The 24,308-nt window shown below is 43.7% G+C and carries 13 protein-coding genes and 1 pseudogene; 13 read left to right on the forward strand and 1 reads right to left on the reverse strand.

Features of this window, described 5'->3' with window-relative positions:
* Positions 1-75: 75 nt before the first annotated feature.
* The 13 genes from DXB58_RS22520 (at position 76) to DXB58_RS22580 (ending at position 23,978) form a co-directional block, all read left to right on the forward strand.
* Positions 76-3,507: a TonB-dependent receptor gene (locus DXB58_RS22520; protein WP_122138337.1), complete on the forward strand. Its 3,432-nt coding sequence runs from the start codon at positions 76-78 to the stop codon at positions 3,505-3,507.
* Between the two features lie 11 nt (positions 3,508-3,518).
* Positions 3,519-5,435, forward strand: coding sequence for a RagB/SusD family nutrient uptake outer membrane protein (locus DXB58_RS22525; RefSeq protein WP_122138323.1), 1,917 nt, complete (start codon positions 3,519-3,521; stop codon positions 5,433-5,435).
* A 23-nt stretch (positions 5,436-5,458) separates the two neighbouring features.
* Positions 5,459-6,781, forward strand: a complete 1,323-nt coding sequence (locus DXB58_RS22530; RefSeq protein ID WP_122138324.1) for a glycoside hydrolase family 76 protein — start codon at positions 5,459-5,461, stop codon at positions 6,779-6,781.
* A gap of 25 nt (positions 6,782-6,806) precedes the next feature.
* Positions 6,807-7,949, forward strand: a complete 1,143-nt coding sequence (locus tag DXB58_RS22535; RefSeq protein WP_122138325.1) for a DUF4972 domain-containing protein — start codon at positions 6,807-6,809, stop codon at positions 7,947-7,949.
* A 22-nt stretch (positions 7,950-7,971) separates the two neighbouring features.
* The gene (locus tag DXB58_RS22540; RefSeq protein WP_122138338.1) at positions 7,972-9,438 is read left to right on the forward strand and encodes a DUF4972 domain-containing protein; all 1,467 of its coding nucleotides are present in this window, start codon (positions 7,972-7,974) and stop codon (positions 9,436-9,438) included.
* A 231-nt stretch (positions 9,439-9,669) separates the two neighbouring features.
* On the forward strand, positions 9,670-10,929 hold the full coding sequence (locus DXB58_RS22545) for a glycoside hydrolase family 76 protein (protein ID WP_122138326.1): 1,260 nt from the start codon (positions 9,670-9,672) through the stop codon (positions 10,927-10,929).
* A 28-nt stretch (positions 10,930-10,957) separates the two neighbouring features.
* Positions 10,958-13,129 (forward strand): hypothetical protein, encoded by a 2,172-nt coding sequence (locus DXB58_RS22550; RefSeq protein ID WP_122138327.1) that lies wholly within the window; start codon positions 10,958-10,960, stop codon positions 13,127-13,129.
* A 31-nt stretch (positions 13,130-13,160) separates the two neighbouring features.
* Positions 13,161-15,638 carry a glutaminase domain-containing protein gene (locus DXB58_RS22555; protein ID WP_122138328.1) on the forward strand — a complete coding sequence of 826 codons (2,478 nt, stop codon included), beginning with the start codon at positions 13,161-13,163 and terminating at the stop codon, positions 15,636-15,638.
* Positions 15,639-15,650: 12 nt separating this feature from the next.
* On the forward strand, positions 15,651-17,942 hold the full coding sequence (locus DXB58_RS22560) for a GH92 family glycosyl hydrolase (RefSeq protein WP_122138329.1): 2,292 nt from the start codon (positions 15,651-15,653) through the stop codon (positions 17,940-17,942).
* A gap of 47 nt (positions 17,943-17,989) precedes the next feature.
* On the forward strand, positions 17,990-19,408 hold the full coding sequence (locus DXB58_RS22565) for a glycoside hydrolase family 125 protein (RefSeq protein ID WP_369907204.1): 1,419 nt from the start codon (positions 17,990-17,992) through the stop codon (positions 19,406-19,408).
* 129 nt (positions 19,409-19,537) lie between these two features.
* Positions 19,538-20,668, forward strand: a complete 1,131-nt coding sequence (locus DXB58_RS22570) for an aldose epimerase family protein (RefSeq protein ID WP_122138331.1) — start codon at positions 19,538-19,540, stop codon at positions 20,666-20,668.
* Between the two features lie 141 nt (positions 20,669-20,809).
* Positions 20,810-22,864, forward strand: a complete 2,055-nt coding sequence (locus DXB58_RS22575) for a beta-L-arabinofuranosidase domain-containing protein (protein WP_122138332.1) — start codon at positions 20,810-20,812, stop codon at positions 22,862-22,864.
* A gap of 25 nt (positions 22,865-22,889) precedes the next feature.
* A complete protein-coding gene (locus DXB58_RS22580) occupies positions 22,890-23,978 on the forward strand; it encodes an acyltransferase (protein ID WP_122138333.1) in 1,089 nt (362 codons plus the stop codon).
* 144 nt (positions 23,979-24,122) lie between these two features.
* Here DXB58_RS22580 and DXB58_RS28255 read toward each other — a convergent pair.
* Positions 24,123-24,236: pseudogene (locus DXB58_RS28255) on the reverse strand (nucleotidyl transferase AbiEii/AbiGii toxin family protein); the annotation flags it as partial.
* Positions 24,237-24,308: the final 72 nt, after the last annotated feature.

Raw genomic sequence — 24,308 nt, forward strand, 5'->3', positions numbered from 1 at the left:
TCTAGCTGGGACGTGTGTGCCCAAGAATGTTTAGACACAGAAATAATATTATGAGAAATTTTTAACATGTTTAATATGAAAAATGCAATTAGAGAACGGAAGAGTAAGGTTCTCGGGCTATTCCTTTGTTTTTTACTTCTCGGAATAGACTACTCTTTCGCAAGTTACAACAATTATTCTCAATTTAAGACCCTCTCGGTCAGCGTTAATAACTCGACGTTGAGAGAAGTGCTTAAAACGATAGAGAAAAGTAGTCAATTTGTTTTCTTCTACTTAGATGATGCTGTGAACTTAGATCGCAAGGTGTCTATCGACAGTAAGAATAAGAAGATAGAAGAAATTCTTTCTGAACTTTTCGAGGGTACTTCATGTACTTATCGGATTTCTGACAGACAAATCTTTATTTCCGGAAAAGCACCGGCTCCTAATGAACAGCAACAGAATAAACGGAAAATAACGGGACGTGTTACTGATGTAAAAGGAGAACCGCTTATTGGAGTGAACGTTACCGTGGATGGAGATGCGAACGGTTCGATTACCAATATGGATGGTTTGTATGAGATATTCGTAACCAAGAAAAGCGTAGTGCTTAAATTTACTTATATCGGCTTCAAAACTTCAGAAATACGGACGAATGCTTCTACCAATATTTACGATGTGGCTTTGGAAGAACAGGTGAACGAGTTGGAAGAGACTGTGATTGTTGGTTATGGTACCCAGCGTAAAATAAGTAATATCGGTGCACAGTCTTCTATGAAGATGGAGGATATTAAAACACCTTCTGCCAGTTTAACTACAACGTTGGCAGGTCGTTTGGCCGGTGTTGTAGCCGTGCAACGTACGGGAGAACCGGGTAAAGATGCCGCTGATATCTGGATTCGTGGTATTTCTACTCCCAACACTTCTTCTCCGCTGGTATTGGTGGATGGAGTGGAACGTTCGTTCAACGACATCGATCCGGAAGACATTGAATCGTTGACAACACTGAAAGATGCATCGGCAACGGCTGTGTATGGTGTGCGAGGCGCTAATGGTGTGATTCTGATTAAAACCAAACCGGGAAAGGTGGGGAAACCGACAGTGAGCGCGGATTATTATGAATCGTTTACCCGTTTCACGAAGATGGTTGATTTGGCAGACGGTATCACTTATATGAATGCAGCTAACGAGGCAATGCGTAATGACGGTATTGCTACAAAATATACGGAAGACCAAATTCGTAATACGATTGCCGGCAAAGATCCTTATTTGTATCCGAACGTAGATTGGTTGAAGGAAATCTTTAATGATTGGGGACACAATCGCCGTGTGAATGTAAATGTGCGGGGTGGTAGTGAAAAGGTCGCTTATTATGCGTCAGTCAGCTACTTCAATGAAACAGGTATGACGGTGACTGATAAGAATATCAACACCTATGATTCCAAAATGAAATATAGCCGTTATAACTTTACCACTAATCTAAATATTGATGTGACTCCTACTACTAAAGTGGAGATCGGTGCGCAAGGTTATTTGGGAGAAGGAAACTATCCGGCTATCTCTTCTGCTGATTTGTATAATGCGGCAATGTCAATTTCACCGGTTGAATATCCAAAGATGTTCTTTGTCAACGGAGAAGCCTATGTGCCGGGAACTTCAACTAACAACAATTTTAATAACCCTTATTCACAAGCTACCCGTCGTGGATATGATAACCTGACGAAAAATCAGATCTATTCTAATCTACGTATCACACAGGATTTGGATATGCTTACTAAAGGGCTGAAATTGACTGCCATGTACGCGTTCGACGTGTACAATGAGATACATGTACATCAGGACCGTGCAGAGTCTACTTATAACTTCCTGGATACCAGTGTTCCTTACGATATGGACGGACAACCCATTTTGCAACGTATTTATGAAGGAAGTAACGTGTTGAGCTATACACAGGAAACAAGTGGTAATAAGAAAACTTACCTGGAAGCTTCCCTGAATTATGACCGGACGTTCAATGACGATCATCGTGTCAGTGCACTGTTCCTGTTCAACCAGCAATCCAAGCTGTTGTATCCGAAAGGAACACTGGAAGATGCGATTCCTTATCGTATGATGGGTATTGCCGGTCGTGCTACTTATTCATGGAAAGACCGTTATTTTGCAGAATTCAACATCGGTTATAACGGTGCCGAGAACTTCTCGCCCAAACATCGTTTCGGAACTTTCCCTGCATTTGGTGTGGGTTGGGTTATCTCAAACGAGAAATTCTGGCAACCGCTGTCAAAAGCTGTTTCTTTCCTGAAGATACGCTATACGGATGGTAAAGTAGGTAATAGTGAAGTTTCCGACCGTCGTTTTATGTATCTGGACCAGATGAAAGAGAATGGCGATTATGGTTATAAATTCGGACCGAATGGTACCAAATGGTCTGGTTATGAAACAGTGAATATGGCTGTTGACTTGATTTGGGAAGAATCTCGTAAGCAAGACTTGGGTATTGATATTAAACTGTTTAATGACGACCTGTCTATTGTATTCGACTTGTTTAAGGAACGTCGTGAAAACATCCTGTTGAAGCGTGAGCATTCTATACCTTCATTCCTGGGATACAATACATCTGCTCCTTATGGAAATATTGGTATCATAGAAAATAAAGGGTTCGATGGAACGATAGAGTATAACAAGCGTATTAATAAAGACTGGGTACTTGCGCTTCGTGGTAATATCACCTTTAATAAGGATAAATGGATTCAGGGAGAACTGCCGGAACAGAAATACGAATGGATGAACCAGTATGGACGTAACATCAATGGAGTGAAAGGATATGTGGCCGAAGGACTGTTCACTCAAGCTGAAATAGATGATATGGCACGTTGGGAATCGTTGTCGGATGCCAATAAAGCAATCACTCCCAAACCATTTGCTTCACAGTTTGGCACTGTAAAGGCGGGAGATATCAAATACAAGGATTTGAACAATGATGGTCAGATTGATGCGTACGACCAGACTTACATTTCCCGTGGGGATGTGCCGACAACTGTTTATGGTTTCGGATTTACCGTAGGTTGGAAAGACCTGTCAGTAGGTATGATGTTCCAGGGCGTAGCAGGAGCCGAACGTGTTTTGAACGGTAGCAGTATTAATCCGTTTAACGGCGGTGGTGGTAGCGGTAACCTCTACTCTAACATTGGTGACCGTTGGACAGAGGAAAATCCGGATCAGAATGCCTTTTATCCGCGTCTGTCTTATGGAAGTGAAACAACCAGTAGTATTAATAACTTTCAGAAGAGTACCTGGTGGGTACGTAACATGAACTTCCTGCGTCTGAAGACATTGCAGGTATCTTATAACCTGCCGAAACCTTGGGTGAATAAAGTTCATCTGAAGAATGCGGCCGTATATGTAATGGGAACTAACCTGTTCACCTTGAGTCGTTTCAAATTGTGGGATCCGGAGTTGAATACCGATAATGGTGCTTCTTATCCAAATACGACCTCTTATTCAGTTGGTATTAATTTCACATTCTAAACAAAAAGATAATGAAAAAATATAATTATATAATCGTTAGTTTGCTGGCGTGTCTCTTGACGACATCTTGTAATGACTATTTTGACCAGGTGCCTGATGACCGTTTGTCACTCAAAGAGATTTTCACAACCAGAGATGGAGCCTTGCGGTATCTTTCGAACGTATACACATTCTTACCGGATGAATTTAACCAACGTCAGGTACATGAAACCAGTCTGTACCGTACTCCCGGTCCCTGGACCGGCTCTAGCGACGAAGCAGAATGGCCAGACAATAAAGGGAAACTGATAAATAACAACTCTATTGATGCTACCGAAGGAACGATGGTATTATATCGCTGGAAGAGCTGGTTTTCAGGTATCCATGAAGCTGCAGTATTTACAGAAAATGTAGATCAGGCACCGTTGACTGTTACGGAAAGAAATCAATGGAAAGCAGAAGCTAGAGCTTTACGGGCTATCTACTATTTTTATTTAGTGCGTACTTATGGCCCGGTTCCTTTACTTGAAAAGGACTTTGCGATGGATACTCCGAGTGACGAGTTGCAACTCCCGCGTAATACGGTAGATGAGTGTTTCGATTTTATCGTATCAGAACTGAAAGGTGCGCAAAACGACGGTTTGCTGGATGATGCTTCTACCGATAAGGTGTCCGGATATGGTCGTATTGACAAAGCGATTGCACAGGCATTTATCATCGAGGCATTGACTTATCGTGCCAGCTGGTTGTTTAATGGAGAAAGTACCTATTATTCTGATTTGGCTAATAATGATGGAACAAAACTATTTCCCAGCAGACCGGATGAAGCTACCAAACGTGCCAACTGGCAGAGAGTGATTGATGAATGTAACACATTCTTCTCTAATTATGGCAGCCGTTATCATCTGATGTATACCAATAAGGACGGTGTTTCTGTTTCCGGCCCGGATTCCGAAGGATTCAGCCCGACGGAATCTTATCGTCGTGCAGTGAGAACCCTGTTTTCTGAAATGGGTAACAATAAAGAGATGATTTTCTATCGTCTGGATAATGCAGCCGGGACCATGCAGTATGACCGTATGCCGAATAGATCCGGCAATACGAGTAACTATAGAGGGGGCAGCTTGTTGGGAGCAACACAGGAGATGGTAGATGCTTATTTCATGTCAAATGGGGAATCTCCTATTTCAGGTTATAGTGCCGATGGTATCACTCCGGTTATCAATGGAAAATCTAATTATGTGGAAGAAGGAGTTTCAACAACAGAATACAAAGGAACAGACGGTATATTATATGCACCAGTAGGAACCAGAATGATGTATGTCAATCGTGAACCTCGTTTCTATGCAGACATCACCTTTAGCAATTCAAAATGGTTTGAGGGGACAGAAGGCGGTTATGTAGTAGATTTCACTTATAGTGGAAGTTGTGGTAAGGAACAGGGTAGCAATGACTATACTCCTACAGGCTATCTGGTACGTAAATGTATGGATTCCGGCGATCGTAACCAAAACTTGGTTTGTGTACTCTTGCGTCTGACTAATATTTATTTTGACTATATCGAAGCACTGGCACATGTTAATCCGACTCATGAAGATATCTGGACTTATATGAATATGATTCGTAAGCGCGCAGGTATTCCGGGATATGGTGAGACAGTCAATCTGTCTAAACCGACTACAACGCATGAGGTCATGGAACTGATCCGCAAGGAGAAACGCGTCGAATTGAGTTTCGAAAACTGCCGTTATTTTGATGTACGTCGCTGGGGATTGGCAAATGAATACTTCAACAAGGCAATTCATGGAATGAATGTCAATTATGACGGAAATGAATTCTTCAAACGTACGGAGATTGTAAAACGTATTTTTGACCGTCAGTATTTCTTCCCGATACCACAGGGTGAGATTGATATTAATAAGAACTTGGTTCAGAATACAGGATTCTAAATACTGATTATAAAATAGAAATTATGATGAAACAATATATTTTCTCTGCAGTTTGTCTCATGTCCGGTGTCTTTTGTATGTCCTCTTGCAATGAGGATAAGCAGGCAAAGCCGTATACGCCGGATTATGAGATTGTCCCGGAGTATACCAATGCAGATACCTGGACTGCCTATGAGGCATTTAATGATTACTTGCTGGACCCCGATAAGAATATTTATAAAACAAGTACCGCTTATACTGCTGCTGTAGACCGTAATAACGGAGCTGCCGCTATCTGGTGCCAACCTATCTACTGGGACATGGCGATGAATGCTTATAAACTTGCAAAAGCGGAAGGGGATACGGAAAGAGAAAACAAATACAAGCAGTTGTGCGATGATTTGTTTGCCGGAAATAAAGCGCATTATGCAAACTTTGATTTTGACGATAATAATGAGAACACCGGCTGGTTTATCTATGATGATATCCAATGGTGGACCATTACTTTAGCGCGTGCTTATGAATTGTTTAAAGTAGACGAGTATCGCAGTCTGGCAGAAGCAAGTTTTGCACGTGTGTGGTATGGCTCGGAAAAGGTCGGTGATACGGGTTCGTATGCAGATCCTGAAAAGAATTTGGGTGGAGGTATGTTCTGGCAATGGCAGCCTATCAGCAATCCGAATGAGAATGTAGCCAGCGACGGCAAGATGGCTTGTATCAACTTCCCCACTGTAGTGGCTGCATTGACTCTCTACAACAATGTTCCTGCTGACCGTGTGGCAGATCCGAGTCCGGAAAGCTGGAGTAATGAGTACGGTAACTTTACCCGTCCGCATTATGAAACAAAAGATGCTTATCTGGCAAAAGGAAAAGAAATCTATGAATGGGCTGTGAAGAATCTGGTGGACAGCAATACTGGAGAAGTAGCCGACAGTAAGCATGGCGAAGGAAATCCGGCATGGTCAGACCATGTGTACAATCAGGCCACTTTTATCGGAGCTTCGCTATTGCTCTATAAAGCTACCGGAGAGAAAACATATTTGGATAATGCGGTTCTGGGAGCCGACTATACGATGAATACCATGTCTGCAACCTACGATTTATTGCCGTTTGAGAGTGGAGTGGAACAGGGTATTTATACCGCTATCTTTGCGGAATACATGGCTATGCTGGTAAACGATTGTGGTCAGACACAGTACTTACCATTTTTGAAGCGTAATATTAATTATGGCTGGGCTAATCGCGATCAGACACGTAATCTGTGTGGTGGCGAATACCATAAGGCGCAGATAGAAGGTGCTACTATCGACAGCTACAGTGCGTCCGGAATACCGGCATTGATGTTATTGTTTCCGGCAGATAAATAATTGTAACCCATAAAAAAGAAGAATAATGAATACGAAATATTCAAATTGGAAAATGTGGTATTATGTGTTATGCATGGTACTGACACTTCAATTGGCGGCTTGTTCTGAAGAAACACATGACGAGTATACTGCAGCTCCTGAAATAGAGGATGCCTATATCGACCAACTGGATGCATTGATTGCTGACATGACCGATTTGCAGCAAAATTCGGAATACGGAGATAAAAAGGGACAGTATTCCACCGAAAGTCGGGCTATTCTGACAGATGCGATAGATGATGCTAATCGTGCAGTACTTCTAATCAAATATCAGAAACCTGCTCCGTCAGAAAGTGAGAAACAACGCTATGTGGCAGAAGCCGAGGCAGCTATAGAACAGTTTGAAAGCACGATCCGTACAGAAGATGCTGAAACTACGCCGGCTGAACTGTTTGTGGATGGACGTGGAGATGGTGGTTCTTACATTGATTTCGGACGTAGCGAAGAATATGTGAATTTCGGAACCGAAGGAAATCAAGCCTTTACTGTCGAGTTCTGGGTGAAAGTAACCAAAGGTGGTGGAAAAGACCAGAATGTGTTCCTCTCTACCTACATGGGCGGTGATGGATGGCGCAATGGCTGGATGATGTATTGGCGCAAAGACGATGGTGGAATTTATCGTGCAACTTGGGGTGAAACAGGAGGAAATATTTGTGAACCGTCATTAAAGGCACCGGAAGATGGAGAATGGCAACACTTCCTGTTTGTGTACAGCGACAAAGGTTTGCCGGGTAGTCCGGAATATCGTGCGAAGTTGTATGTGAATGGAGAAATGAAAACAACCGAGGGAAGTGTTGGCAGCAGATTCTATAATTCCAGCAACTATGCCAGCTATAACACACCAATGACTGCTTTCGGACGGTATATGCGTACCAGTGATAATCTGTTTGAAGAAGGTTTTGCCGGCTATATGAAGAAAATCCGTATCTGGAAAAGTGCAAAGGATAACGAATATATCCAGAGCTCTTATAATGGGACGGCTGAAGTGACTGGTAAAGAAGAAGACTTGGCGGCAGCATGGGATTTCACCACCAAACCTTCCGGTTCGGGTAATGAAGTAATAGACCTGACAGGCCGTCATACTGCTAAGATTATCGGTACTTACGAGTGGCAACGTATTGTTGAATAATAATGTAAAAACGATGAAAAACATGAAATGTTTAACTAATAAATGGAGAGAGGGAGCAATGCTTCTCTCTTTCCTCCTGATTTCTTGTCTGGCAGGGATATTTACCGCTTGTGATGATATTGAAGACGAGTATATAACAGATACACAATTGAGTATCCTGCAAGAGAACCGTACATCATTAAACTATTTATTGAAAAATTCAACCTACGGAACTGCTCCCGGCACCTATCCCGAAACCGGAAAGGATGTATTGAATGCTGCCATTGCCGAGTTGGATGCCTTGATTGAGCGGGTAGAAGGCGGGGAAGAACTGGATGAAACAACTCTGGAAGCTGCTGTAGCAGAGGTAAATAAGGCTATTGATGAGTTTAAGAATTCAAAATACTATAATCTGTCTCCGGAAGCACAACAATATATTAATAATTTGCTGGCTAAAGCGGATGAAATACTTACAATCGTTAATGATGACACGAAGTGGGGAAATCATCAGGGCCAATATCCGGTTGATAATAAATCAGTTTTGGAGAGCGCTGCTCAAGACCTGGAAAGTCTGGCTGAAAGAATCAAATCCGGTTCCATTACAGATATGACGCAGGAAATCTATGATGAGGCTATTGCTGCCGCCGATAAGAAAGTGGAAGAAGTAGAAGACTCTGCATGGCCGGATAACAGCCAGATTACCTGGAATCTGTTTGTAGATGGAAATGCAGGTTCATATATAGATTTTGGTTATAGCGAGGATTATGTGAAGTTTGGAGAGGATGATAATCAAGCATTCACGATAGAACTTTGGGTGAACATTAAAGAATATTGTAATAAAGATGGAGAAGATAACTGTACTTTTCTTTCTACGATGACAAACGATCCTTATTGGAGCGGATGGCGTGCACAGGATCGCACTAAGGGATTGTTGAGAACGATGGTTGCCCATTGGCAAGATGATAATCATTCAAATCCTCAAGAGTGGGAGCCGGGATGGAAGAAATCGGACAACTGGACCAAAGATCGTTGGACACATTATGCATTCTTGTTCAGGGATAAGGGGTTGCCGGGATTTGACACTCCGACAGATGTGAAATGTTATTCCATGATTGATGGTACGAGACAAGGTGAAATCATCCGTGTGGGTGAATCTTGGAGAACATATATCAATAAACAATCCATAGCTAATCAGATTCACATGACTGGATTCTGTATGATGGACAATAGTGGAAATCGTAATGAATGGTTCTCCGGTTACATAAAGAAGATACGTATCTGGAAAACAAACCGGACAGAAAATCAGGTATATGCTTCTTATATGGGAAATGAAGAAGGTATAAATGCCGATAATGCGGATTTGGTAGATGCTTGGGATTTTGAAGTGAAAGGCGATCAGCCTACTCAAAGTGCTACCAGGACAATAACAGGTGTGAAAGGTCATACGGCAACATTAGTTGGTGATAACTGGCAATGGGTTGAATCTACAGCTATTTCAGATAACAAATAATTGTTTACCAGGATGAGTTTTCAATAGGTAGATTAAATATTCCCCTTATCTCTGTCGTAAGGCAGAATGAGGGGAAATTATTCTCCAATAACCCTTTATTAATCCTATATTTTTATTGCAGAAAAGCGTTTTGGTCTGTATTTGTTCTTTATTGAATAAATATTATTGTTTTTTTTCAGCTATTTCTGCAATCTTTGTAACAGGAAAAATACTATAAACTTATAAACTATCATGAAAAGCAAAATTCTTTTGGCTCTGACACTACTATTGGGAGCATCAACTACTATATGGGCAGTCGGCAATTTAGGAAAAGCAAACCAGAAGAAGCACGCATATACTAACGAAGATGTATGGGCAGCTTACGAAGGATTTAACAATACCCTACTAGACTCTAGTAAATATATTTATAAAACAAGTTCCTCTTATCCAAGCGCTGTTGACCGCGGTAATGGAGCGGCGGCTATCTGGTGTCAGCCTATTTATTGGGACATGGCGATGAATGCTTATAAACTGGCAAAGGCACAGAAAGACAAAAAGAAGACTCGTGAGTATAAAGCACTTTGCGAGAAAATCTTTGCAGGAAACAAAGCACAATATTGCCAGTTTGATTTTGATGATAACAACGAAAACACCGGCTGGTTCATCTATGATGATATCATGTGGTGGACTATCAGTCTGGCGCGTGCATACGAGCTTTTTGGAGTGGATGAATATCTGAAACTCTCGGAAGCCAGTTTCAAACGTGTGTGGTATGGTTCGGAAAAGGTGGGTGATACCGGTTCGTATGACAAAGAAAACGGAGGTATGTTCTGGCAATGGCAACCTATTCGGAATCCGAAACCGAATAAATTCGGTGATGGAAAGATGGCATGTATTAACTTTCCGACAGTGGTGGCAGCATTAACCCTCTACAATAACGTGCCTGAAAACAGAAAAGAATCGACCAGCAAACGGCCGGATTATCAGACGAAGGCTCAGTATCTTGCCAAAGGCAAAGAAATCTACGAATGGGGAGTGGAAAATCTGCTGGATAAAGAAACTGGAAAGATCGCTGATAGCCGTCATGGAAATGGCAATCCCGCGTGGAAAGCGCATGTCTACAACCAGGCAACCTTTATCGGTGCATCCATATTGCTTTATAAGGCAACTGGAGAGAAACGTTATCTGGACAATGCTATTCTGGCAGCAGACTATACAGTGAAAGATATGTCAGCAGAACATAAAGTGCTACCTTTCGAAAGTGGTATTGAACAGGGAATCTATACTGCCATCTTTGCTGAATACATGGCATGGTTAGTATATGATTGCGGACAAACCCAATATCTTCCGTTCCTGAAACATACCATCAAAACAGGTTGGGCAAACAGAGATGAGACGCGAAATGTGTGTGGAGGCGAATACTATAAGAAGTTGCCGGCAGGTGCGGAAATAGATAGCTACTCTGCTTCCGGTATACCGGCATTGATGCTTTTATTCCCGGCTAAGAAGTAAATAGAAAACGACACAGAACCACGTGAAAATGAATAATAAACAACTACTGATTATATTCAGCCTTTTATTAACCGGTAATAATGTTTCCTTTGCTCAAACTCAAGCGGTTAACGGCAAGGAAGCGAAAACAACTTTTCAAACAGCCGAACCTTGGAAACCGGAAACAGATGTGCGTGCCGATGCTACGATGGTATATGGCACACTCGATAAAAAGGGCGTTTCTTTTGAACAGCGTGTTCAGTCGTGGAGAGACAAGGGATATCAGACACAATTTATGACTGGAGTGGCATGGGGAGATTATCAAGACTATTTCCTCGGCAAATGGGATGGAATAGACGGTCACCTGAAAGAAGGTCAACGGGATCGTAACGGAAACGAGATAGCTCACGGACACTTGATACCCTACATTGTACCTACCGAAAGTTTTATTCGTTATATGCAGGAAACGCAGATAAAGCGGGTGATTGATGCCGGAATTACTTCTATCTATCTGGAGGAACCGGAATTCTGGATGCGTGGCGGATATAGCGAAGCCTTCAAGTCTGAATGGCAGAAATATTATAATTTCCCCTGGAGACCTCAACATGAATCTCCCGAGAATACTTACCTTTCCAATAAGTTGAAATATCACCTCTACTATCATGCACTGGATAAGATATTTACTTATGCCAAAGAATACGGTAAATCGAAAGGGCTGGATGTGAAATGCTATGTGCCCACTCACTCTTTGATTAACTACACTTCCTGGCAAATTGTAAGCCCGGAAGCCAGTCTGGCTTCATTGGACTGTGTAGACGGCTACATAGCACAGGTATGGACGGGTACTGCCCGTGAACCGAATTTCTATAACGGTGTAAAGAAAGAACGTGTATTCGAGAATGCCTTTCTCGAATATGGCTGCATGAAATCCATGACCGCTCCTTTGAACCGCAAAATGTATTTCCTGACCGATCCGATTGAAGACCGTGCCAAAGACTGGCTGGACTATAAGATAAATTATCAGGCCACTTTTGCTGCACAACTAATGTACCCGATGGTAGATACTTATGAAGTGATGCCCTGGCCGGACCGTATTTATCAGGGATTATACCGGATAGCCGGAACCGATCAGAAAGAACGCATCCCACGCTCATACTCCACGCAAATGCAGGTGATGATTAATACACTGAATGATATTCGCACCTCTGACAAGCAGATCAACGGTACGCACGGCATTGGGGTATTAATGGCAAATTCGCTGATGTTCCAGCGCTTCCCGGATCATAACGGATATGACGATCCGCAATTCTCCAGCTTCTATGGACAAACTTTGCCATTATTAAAAAGAGGAATTCCGGTGGAACTGGTACACATGGAGAATACTCCGTTTCAAGAAACTTTCAAAGGACTTCAGGTACTCGTAATGTCCTACTCGAACATGAAACCAATGAAGCCGGAATACCATAACTATTTGGCAGACTGGGTTAAAAAGGGAGGGACACTGGTGTATTGCGGAGAAGATGTCGATCCTTATCAAATGGTTTTGGAATGGTGGAATACAGAAGGAAACACCTACAAAGCCCCTTCGGAACATCTGTTTGAGGCAATGGGCTTGTCCCGCACTCCCGGTGATGGAACATACCGTTCCGGCAAAGGCACTGTGATTGTCATGCGCGAAGACCCGAAGCATTTTGTATTGAAGAACGGAAACGACCGCAAATACTTTGAAACGATTGCATCCGCCTATCTGAACCAAACAGGTAAAAAGATAGAAATCAAAAACAATTTTGTAGTAGAACGGGGGCCTTATACAATCGCGGCAGTAATGGATGAAAGTTCTTCTAAAGAGCCTTTGCAACTGTCGGGACTGTATATCGATTTATTCGACAAAGACCTGCCGGTACTGACCGTGAAACAGATTAATCCCGGTGAACAGGGATATTTGTATGACTTGAGTAAAGTATCCGGTAAGGTGAAAGCAAAGGTACTTTGCGGAGCTTCTCGTATTTACGATGAGAAGGTAGGGAAGCAGAGCTACTCATTTGTAGCTAAGAGTCCGTTACATACGACGAATGTATCAAGAATCCTCTTACCGCGCAAGCCCGGGAAAGTTCTGGTAAACGGAAAGACGGAACAGCCGGAATGGGATGAATCTTCAAAAACTCTTTTATTGAGTTTCGAGAACGATCCTGCCGGAGTGAATGTATCCATAGAATGGTAAAATAGATTAAATAAAACAGGTGATTTAAATTATGAAACAACAACTGATGATGCTGTTGCTGGGAACAGCTTCTGTACTTTGTAGCTGTGAGACCCAGATAGAACAGCACGAGAAAAATGAATTACGTGCTCCGGCATACCCGCTGGTGACGATTGACCCTTACACCAGTGCATGGTCTACTACTGACAATCTGTATGATGGCTCCGTGAAACATTGGACTGGTAAGGACTTCCCTTTGCTGGGAGTTGCTAAAGTAGACGGACAAACTTACCGTTTCATGGGAACGGAAGAACTGGAACTACGTCCTTTGGTAAAGACATCCGAACAAGGTAGCTGGACAGGAAAGTATACCACTCAACAGCCTGCTGACGGATGGCAGAATGCCGGATTCAATGATAAAGCATGGAAAGAAGGCGAAGCTGCTTTCGGAACCATGGAGAATGAACATACAGCCAAGACCCAGTGGGGTGAAGAATTTATCTGGGTACGCCGGGTAGCTGATATTCAGGAAGACTTGACAGGAAAGAATGTATATCTGGAATTCTCTCACGACGATGATGCTATCATCTATATCAACGGCATCAAAGTGGTAGATACAGGTAATGCTTGCAAAAAGAACGAGAGAGTGAAGCTGCCCGAAGAAGTGGTAGCTTCTTTGAAACCGGGTGAGAACCTGATTGCCGGCTATTGCCGTAATCGTGTAGGAAACGGATTACTGGATTTCGGATTGTTGGTAGAACTGGACGGTTATCGTTCTTTCCATCAAACAGCACAACAAACATCTGCAGACGTACAACCTATGCAGACTTATTATACCTTTACTTGCGGTCCGGTAGATTTGAAACTGACATTTACCGCTCCTATGTTTATGGATAATCTGGATTTGTTGTCACGTCCGGTCAACTATATTTCTTATGAAGTAGCTTCCAATGACGGCAAGAAACATCAGGTTGAATTGTATTTCGAAGCATCTCCGCAATGGGCAATCGACCAACCTCACCAGGAATCTGTGGCCGACAGCTTTACTGACGGCGACTTGTTATTCCTTCGTACCGGAAGCCGTAATCAGGAAATCCTGAAGAAGAAAGGCGACGATGTACGTATCGATTGGGGACATTTCTATCTGGCTGCTGAAAAAGAAAACAGCACATCTGCAATCGGCGATGGCAGAGAACTGCGTAAGAGCTTTGTAGCTAATAAGTTGGAAGCTCCTACCACGAATGGTTATGATAAACTGGCTTTGGTACGCTCATTAGGCGAAACACAAAAAGCTGATGGGCATTTATTGATCGGATACGATGATATTTATTCTATCCAATACTTTGGCGATAACCTGCGTCCTTACTGGAACCGTCAGGGTAATGAAACGATTGTATCCCAATTCCAAAAAGCAGAAAAAGAATACAAGACGCAGATGAAGAACTGTGCCGCTTTCGACAAGAAAATGATGGAAGAAGCGATTGCTGCCGGTGGACGTAAATATGCCGAACTTTGTGCATTGGCCTATCGTCAGGCATTGGCTGCTCATAAATTGGTAGAAGCTCCGAACGGTGACCTCGTATTCCTTTCTAAAGAAAACTTCAGTAATGGTTCTATCGGAACAGTTGACCTGACTTATCCGGGAGCTCCGTTGCTTTTGTACTATAACCCGGAACTGGTGAAAGCTACCATGAACCATATTTTCTATTATAGCGAAAGCGGAAAATGGGAAAAACCGTTTGCTGCGCATGATATAGGTACTTATCCATTGGCTAACGGCCAGACTTATGGCGGTGACATGCCAATAGAAGAATCAGGTAATATGGTAGTGTTGGCTGCTGCTATTGCAAAGGTGGAAGGTAATGCAGAATATGCACAGAAACATTGGGAAACACTGACTACATGGACAGACTATCTGGTAGAGTACGGACTGGATCCGGCCAACCAACTTTGTACCGATGACTTTGCAGGTCACTTCGCACACAATGCCAACCTTTCTATCAAAGCGATCATGGGTGTTGCTTCTTATGGCTATCTGGCAGATATGCTGGGCAAAAAAGAGGTGGCTGAAAAGTACACACAGAAAGCAAAAGAAATGGCTGCCGAATGGGTGAAAATGGCGGATGATGGCGACCACTATCGTCTGACATTTGACAAACCGGGAACATGGAGCCAGAAATATAACTTGGTGTGGGATAAACTGTTGAATCTGCAAATCTTCCCTAAAAATGTTGCAGAAACGGAAATAGCTTACTATCTTTCGAAGCAAAATAAATATGGTCTTCCGTTGGATAACCGTGAAACATACACAAAAACCGACTGGATCATGTGGACCGCTACATTGGCTGACGACAAAGCTACCTTTGAGAAATTTATTGAACCGGTATATCTGTTTATGAACGTAACACCTAACCGCGTTCCGATGTCCGACTGGGTATTTACGGATGAACCGAATCAGAGAGGCTTCCAGGCACGTTCCGTTGTAGGTGGATATTTTATCAAGATGCTTGAAGGAAAACTGATTAAATAAAACAAGAATACCATGAAGAAACTAGCTCTATTCGCTTTTACGTTACTTAGTGCATGGAGTATGACTGCAAAAACAATTACCGGCCCAGTGGACTATGTTAGTCCGCTGGTTGGTACGCAGTCGAAGCACGCACTATCTACCGGAAATACTTACCCCGCCATTGCGCTACCCTGGGGAATGAACTTTTGGGTTCCGCAGACTGGTAAAATGGGCGATGGATGGGCCTATACGTATGACGCTGACAAGATCAGAGGATTCAAACAAACCCATCAGCCAAGTCCCTGGATTAATGATTACGGTCAATTTGCTATCATGCCGGTCACCGGTGAAGCAGTATTCAATCAGGACCAGCGTGCCAGTTGGTTCTCTCACAAAGCTGAAACGGCTACCCCTTATTACTATAAGGTATATCTTGCCGACCATGATGTAGTGACGGAGATTGCTCCGACAGAGAGAGCCGCTGCTTTCCGTTTCACTTTCCCCGAAAACGACCACTCTTATGTAGTGGTAGACGCCTTCGATAAAGGCTCGTTTGTGAAAGTGATCCCTTCGGAGAACAAGATCATCGGCTATACTACTAAAAACAGCGGTGGTGTTCCTGCCAACTTTAAAAACTACTTTGTACTGGTATTCGACAAACCGTTTACTTATACGGCTGCCGTAGCCAGTGGTGTGATTGACACCAACAAACTGGAAGCGACAGACAATCATGCCGGTGCACTGATCGGTTTCAAAACCCGCAAGGGCGAACAGGTGAATGTGCGTGTAGCTTCTTCTTTCATCAGCCCCGAACAGGCTGAACTGAACCTGAAAGAGCTGGGTACGGACAACATTGAACAGATTGCAGCGAAAGGCCGCAAGGTATGGAACGACGTTCTGGGACGTATCGAAGTGAAAGACGATGATATCGACCATTTGCGTACATTCTACTCCTGCTTGTATCGTTCGGTATTGTTCCCCAGAAGCTTCTATGAGATAGATGCCAAAGGAGACGTTATGCACTACAGCCCTTATAACGGTGAAGTACTTCCGGGCTATATGTTTACCGACACCGGCTTCTGGGATACATTCCGTTGTCTTTTCCCATTCCTCAACCTGATGTATCCATCCATGAATACGAAGATGCAGGAAGGATTAGTGAACACCTACAAGGAAAGCGGATTCCTGCCGGAATGGGCGAGCCCCGGCCATAGAGGTTGTATGGTTGGAAACAACTCTGCTTCCATAGTTGCCGACGCTTACCTGAAAGGATTGAAAGGATACGATATTGAGACGTTGTGGGAAGCCGTGAAACACGGAGCGAATGCTGTGCATCCGAAAGTGGGTTCTACCGGACGATTAGGACATGAGTATTATAACAAGTTGGGATACGTTCCTTATAATGTAGGTATTAATGAAAATGCAGCCCGCACACTGGAGTATGCTTATGATGACTGGTGTATCTACCAACTCGGCAAAGCCTTGAAGAAACCGAAAAAAGAGATTGAAATCTTTGCCAAGCGTGCAATGAACTATAAGAATCTGTATGACCCCGAACACAAACTGATGCGTGGCAAGAATGAAGACGGCACCTTCCAGTCTCCGTTCAACCCGTTGAAATGGGGAGATGCTTTCACAGAAGGTAACAGCTGGCATTACACCTGGTCGGTATTCCACGATCCTCAAGGTCTGATCGACCTGATGGGTGGTAAAGACGGCTTCAACCAGATGATGGATTCCGTATTTATTCTGCCTCCGATATTCGATGAGAGCTATTACAGAGCCGTTATCCATGAAATCCGTGAAATGCAGATTATGAACATGGGCAACTATGCACATGGCAACCAGCCGATCCAGCATATGCTTTATATGTACAACTATTCCGGCCAACCCTGGAAAGCGCAGCACTGGATTCGTGAAGTGATGGACAAACTTTATACCCCTGCTCCCGACGGTTATTGCGGTGATGAGGACAACGGCCAGACTTCTGCCTGGTATGTATTCTCGGCAATGGGCTTCTATCCGGTATGCCCCGGTACGGATGAGTATGTCCTAGGTACTCCTTACTTCAAAGAGATGAAACTGCATCTGGAAAACGGAAAGACAGTAACCATCTCCGCCCCGAATAACGGAGACGACAAGCGTTACATTTCATCAATGACACTGAACGGCAAGGAATACACCAAAAACTACCTGACTCATCAGGACCTGATGAATGGCGCTACCATTTCTTTCAAGATGGATGCCAAACCCAATCAGCAACGTGGTACGAAAGAAAGCGATTTCCCTTACTCTTTCTCTAATGAATTTAAAAAGAAGAAGTAATCATGAAAAAACAAATCAAATATATCAGTGCAGGTATGCTGGCGGGTATGCTTCTCTGCGGTGGCCAGCTGCAAGCTTCCAACCGTATGACGGAAATGCATGTATGTCCGGCAGATGCCATTCAGAAAGATAACCGCCCGGAAATATCCAACCGCCTGTTCCGTTCGAATGCAGTGGAAAAGGAGATTCTCCGTGTACAGAAGCTTCTGAAGAATGCGAAGCTGGCATGGATGTTTACCAACTGTTTCCCGAATACCCTGGACACTACCGTACATTTCCGTAAGGGAAGCGATGGCAAACCGGATACATTCGTGTACACGGGAGATATTCATGCCATGTGGCTGCGCGACTCCGGTGCACAGGTATGGCCTTATGTGCAACTGGCTAATTCGGACCCCGAACTGAAAGAAATGCTGGCAGGAGTGATCCTCCGCCAGTTCAAATGTATCAATATCGACCCGTATGCCAATGCGTTTAATGACGGTGCCATTCCTAACGGTCACTGGATGAGCGACCTTACGGATATGAAACCGGAATTGCACGAACGCAAATGGGAGATCGACTCCCTGTGTTATCCGTTGCGTCTGGCTTACCACTACTGGAAGACTACCGGAGATGCAAGCATATTCACCGAAGAATGGATTCAGGCAATCACTAACGTACTGAAAACCTTCAAGGAACAGCAACGTAAAGAAGGAGTAGGCCCTTATAAATTCCAGCGTAAAACAGAACGTGCACTGGATACTGTGAGCAATGACGGCCTTGGAGCACCGGTGAAACCTGTCGGTTTGATTGTTTCCAGCTTCCGTCCTTCGGACGATGCCACCACTCTTCAATTCCTGGTTCCTTCCAATTTCTTTGCCGTGTCTTCTTTGCGTAAGGCTGCCGAGATTCTGGAGAAAGTAAATAAGAAAACAGCCTTGTCTAAAGAATGTAAAGACCTGGCGCAGGAAGTAGAAACAGCTTTGAAGAAATACGCGGTATATAATCATCCTAAATACGGTAAAATCTATGCATTCGAGGTGGATGGTTTTGGAAATCATCATCTGATGGACGATGCCAACGTGCCGAGCCTGCTTGCGATGCCTTATCTGGGCGATGTGAATGTGAACGATCCGATTTATCAGAACACCCGTCGCTTTGTATGGAGCGAAGACAATCCTTACTTCTTTAAAGGCAAGGCAGGTGAAGGAATCGGCGGACCGCACATCGGTTATGATATGGTATGGCCGATGAGTATTATGATGAAAGCCTTTACCAGTCAGAATGATGCCGAAATCAAGACCTGCATCAAGATGCTGATGGATACGGATGCCGACACGGGCTTTATGCACGAATCTTTCCATAAGGATAATCCGAAGAAGTTTACCCGTGCATGGTTCGCTTGGCAGAATACTCTTTTCGGTGAACTGATCTTGAAGTTGGTTAATGAAGGAAAGGTAGATTTATTGAATAGTATACAATAATATGCTGACATACTAAATTAGACGTGGATAACGCGGATGATGCGGCTCTTTCTCTGATGTAAAATGAGAAAAAACGCGTTATCCGCGTCGTCTGCATCTGAAAATGAATATCTAAAAACAAGTTGTATCATGAAAAATTTATGTGTATGGGCAGTTGCCGCCCTTTTAATGGCATCTTGTACGCCGAAAGCCGAAAAGACTACGGATTCCGGTTTATTGCAGAGTAATTTCCAGACGGAAGTGGATGGAAAGAAAACTGATTTGTTTACTTTGCGCAACAAGAACAACATGGAAGTTTGTATCACGAACTTTGGTGGACGTATTGTTTCAGTGATGGTCCCCGATAAAGACGGACAGATGCGCGATGTCGTGCTCGGTTTCGATTCTATTCAGGATTATATCAGTAAACCGTCGGATTTCGGCGCAACTATCGGACGTTATGCCAACCGTATCAATCAGGGTAAATTTACATTGGATGGTGTGGAATATCAGCTTCCTCGTAACAATTATGGCCATTGCCTGCACGGTGGTCCGCAAGGATTCCAGTATCGTGTGTTTGATGCTGTTCAACCCAATCCGCAGGAACTGCAACTGACCTATTTGGCAGAAGACGGTGAAGAAGGTTTCCCTGGAAATATCACTTGTAAAGTGGTAATGAAACTCACAGATGATAACGCTATCGACATTCAATACGAGGCAGAAACAGACAAGCCGACTATTGTGAATATGACCAATCACTCTTATTTCAACCTAGAAGGAGACGCAGGCAACAACGCCGGGCACCTGTTGATGGTTGATGCGGATTATTACACTCCGGTAGACAGCACCTTTATGACTACGGGTGAAATTGTTACAGTAGAAGGTACTCCAATGGACTTCCGTACCCCGACTCCGGTAGGCGAGCGTATCAATGACTATGATTTCGTACAACTGAAAAACGGCAACGGCTACGACCACAACTGGGTATTGAATACAAAAGGTGACGTAACTCGTAAATGCGCTTCTCTGAAATCACCGAAGACAGGTATCGTACTCGATGTTTATACCAACGAACCGGGTATTCAGGTATATGCCGGAAACTTCCTCGATGGCTCACTGACAGGAAAGAAAGGTATCACTTACAACCAACGTGCTTCCGTATGTCTTGAAACGCAGAAATATCCGGATACACCGAACAAACCCGAATGGCCGTCGGCTGTACTTCGTCCGGGTGAGAAATATACAAGTCAATGTATTTTTAAATTCTCTGTAGATAAGTAAGCAATAAAACAGGCTCCTGCTTTTGAAGAACGGATTGTCTGATCAGGGATTATCCGTTCTGTGTTTCGAATGTTATGTGGCGTCCCATTAAGGTCCGCTGGATAATGAGGAGTTTCTGGAATCAGTAGAATAGACGATATTATGGAGATAATCAAGACTAAAGTTTTTTTTGTATCGATAGTGTTTGGGATAGCGGTTGCAGCTTGCGCATCTGCACCCTCCAGTGGTACGGTGACAGTAGTGGATCGACCGGACATACAGTCTACCAATACCAATTATACAGGGTATCGCGCTCCGCTTCGTCCATTGAATTTTATAAAGTTGCCGGTAGGCAGTATTCAACCTGAAGGTTGGGTGAAGAAGTATCTCGAATTGCAGCGTGACGGTCTGACCGGACACTTGGGAGAGATCAGTGCCTGGCTGGAAAAAGATAATAATGCTTGGTTGACAACCGGTGGTGACCACGGCTGGGAAGAAGTTCCCTATTGGCTCAAAGGCTACGGCAATCTGGCATATATCCTGAACGACCCGAAGATGATTGAGGAAACCAAGTATTGGATTGAAGGCGTATTTGCCAGCCGCCAGCCGGATGGTTACTTCGGTCCTGTCAACGAACGCAACGGGAAACGTGAACTTTGGGCACAAATGATTATGCTCTGGTGTCTGCAATCCTATTACGAGTATTCTCAAGATCAGCGTGTCATTGACCTGATGACGAACTACTTTAAATGGCAGATGACTGTTCCCGATGACCAGCTTCTGGAAGATTACTGGGAGAAAAGCCGCGGTGGTGATAATATCATCAGTATCTATTGGCTTTACAACCATACCGGAGATGCTTTCTTGTTAGAACTGGCTGGAAAGATTCATCGCAACACTGCCGACTGGACTAAATCTACCTCTTTACCCAACTGGCACAATGTCAATATCGCCCAATGTTTCCGTGAACCTGCCACTTATTATATGCAGACCGGGGATTCAGCGATGCTGAAAGCCTCTTATAATGTTCATCATCTGATTCGCCGTACTTTCGGACAAGTGCCCGGTGGTATGTTCGGTGCGGATGAGAATGCCCGTTTGGGATACATCGATCCCCGTCAGGGAGTGGAAACCTGCGGACTGGTTGAACAGATGGCTTCCGATGAAATCATGCTTTGCATGACAGGAGACCCTATGTGGGCTGAACACTGTGAAGAAGTAGCATTCAACTCTTATCCTGCTGCCGTGATGCCGGACTTTAAAGCCTTGCGCTATATCACCTGCCCGAACCATGCCATCAGTGATTCCGAGAATCATCATCCGGGCATTGATAATCGTGGCCCGTTCCTTTCGATGAATCCTTTCAGCAGCCGTTGTTGCCAACACAATCATGCACAAGGCTGGCCTTACTTTACCGAACATCTGGTATTGGCAACTCCCGACAACGGAGTGGCAACTGCTATTTATGCAGCTTGTAAAGCTACAGTGAAAGTGGGCGACGGAAAGGAAATCACTCTTCACGAAGAGACGAATTATCCTTTTGAGGAAAGCATTGCCTTCTCTGTTTCGACCGGTGAAAAGGTCACTTTTCCGTTCTATCTCCGCATTCCTTCATGGACAAAAGGAGCAGAAGTGCGCGTGAATGGTAAGAAGGTAAATGTAGCTCCCGTAGCGGGAAAATACCTTTGCATCCATCGGGAATGGTCGAATGGAGATCGCGTGGAACTGACGTTACCGATGTCTTTGTCTATGCGTACCTGGCAGGTTAATAAAAATAGCGTAAGCGTAGATTATGGCCCCCTCACTTTGTCTCTCAAGATTGCAGAGAAATATGTAGAGAAAGACAGCCGCGAGACTGCTATCGGTGATTCTAAATGGCAGAAAGGCGCTGATCCCCAGAAATGGCCTACTACTGAAATCTATCCGGATAGTCCCTGGAACTATTCATTGGTACTGGACAAGACAGAACCTTTGAAAAACTTCAAGGTAATCCGTAAATCCTGGCCTGCCGATAATTATCCTTTCACAGTAGCCAGTGTACCTTTAGAGGTAAAAGCTACCGGCCGCCTGGTTCCTGAATGGAAGATAGACGAAACCGGATTGTGTGGCGTACTGCCGGAAGAAGATGCAGTGAAAGGTAATAAAGAAGAAATAACGTTGATCCCTATGGGTGCGGCACGGTTGAGAATATCTGCCTTCCCGAATACAAGAGAATAAATTAATAACTAGAAAACTTAGAAAAATGAAACGTATTGTTTTTTTAGATTATGTCCGTGTGTTTGCATGCTTTCTCGTAATGGTTGTTCATGCCAGTGAGAATTTCTACGGTGCTCCCGGATCCACAGATATGGCAGGACCGCAGTCTTTTTTGGCTAATGAAGCAGACCGGTTATGGGTAGCTGTTTACGACGGTTTCTCGCGTATGGCAGTGCCGCTGTTTATGATAGTCTCCGCCTTCCTGCTTGCACCGATGAAAGAGGAACAGACGATGTGGCAATTCTATCGCCAGCGCTGTCTCCGCATCCTGCCACCGTTTTTCATATTCATGATACTATACAGCACCCTGCCAATGTTATGGGGACAGCTGGACGCGGAAACATCCATCAAGGATTTATCACGAATATTCCTGAATTTCCCTACGCTGGCCGGACATTTCTGGTTTATGTATCCTCTGATTAGTCTTTACCTGTTTATTCCTATTATATCTCCCTGGTTGCGTAAAGCCACGGCAAAAGAGGAACTCTTTTTCATAGGACTATTTGTATTGTCAACCTGTATGCCCTATCTTAACCGTTGGTGCGGTGAAGTGTGGGGACAATGTTTCTGGAATGAATATCACATGTTGTGGTACTTCTCCGGCTTCCTCGGATACCTCGTATTGGCACATTACATACGTGTACACCTCACATGGAATCGTTCCAAACGTTTCATCATAGGAACTATATTAATGGTGATCGGTGCTGCATGGACTATTTATTCATTCTACGTTCAGGCTGTACCGGGTGAACTCCATTCCACACCTGTAATAGAAATAGGATGGGCTTTCTGTACCATCAACTGTGTGCTTCTCACAACGGGTACATTCCTTTTGTTCACATGCATAGAAGGTCCAAAGGCTCCAGTGCTGGTGACAGAAACGTCAAAACTCAGCTATGGTATGTATCTTATGCATATCTTCTGGCTCGGATTGTGGGTGTCTGTATTCAAGGACACACTGGGATTACCTACCGTTGCCGCTATCCCATGTATTGCAGTGGTTACATTTATCAGTTGTTTCGTAACGACGAAGATCATTTCGTATATACCGGGTAGTAAATGGATCATAGGATAAATATCCGGACATGAAGCAGGAGATAATGAGTACCGGCTTTGCATTTTTATAAAACGCAGATTAGCGCAAATTATCACAGACTTCTATTTTATCTGCGATAATTTGCGCTAATCTGCGTTTCAATAATAATTAAATCGGCTTCTCTTATTTCCATTTGATTTTGTCTGCCAGTAGTAGGAAATAATCGTTCGACCATATATCGAGTGATTGTCTATTTCTGACAAATGGTTCTACATCTTGTTTGACCATTTTTATGTCTGTATGGGCTTAGGTTCCTGCAAAAGATTTTTGGTTCTTCGTCAAATTTGGTGGTAATCTCTTTTTTATTTC

The organism is Bacteroides sp. OM05-10AA, from assembly GCF_003439055.1.
Classification (GTDB): domain Bacteria; phylum Bacteroidota; class Bacteroidia; order Bacteroidales; family Bacteroidaceae; genus Bacteroides; species Bacteroides intestinigallinarum.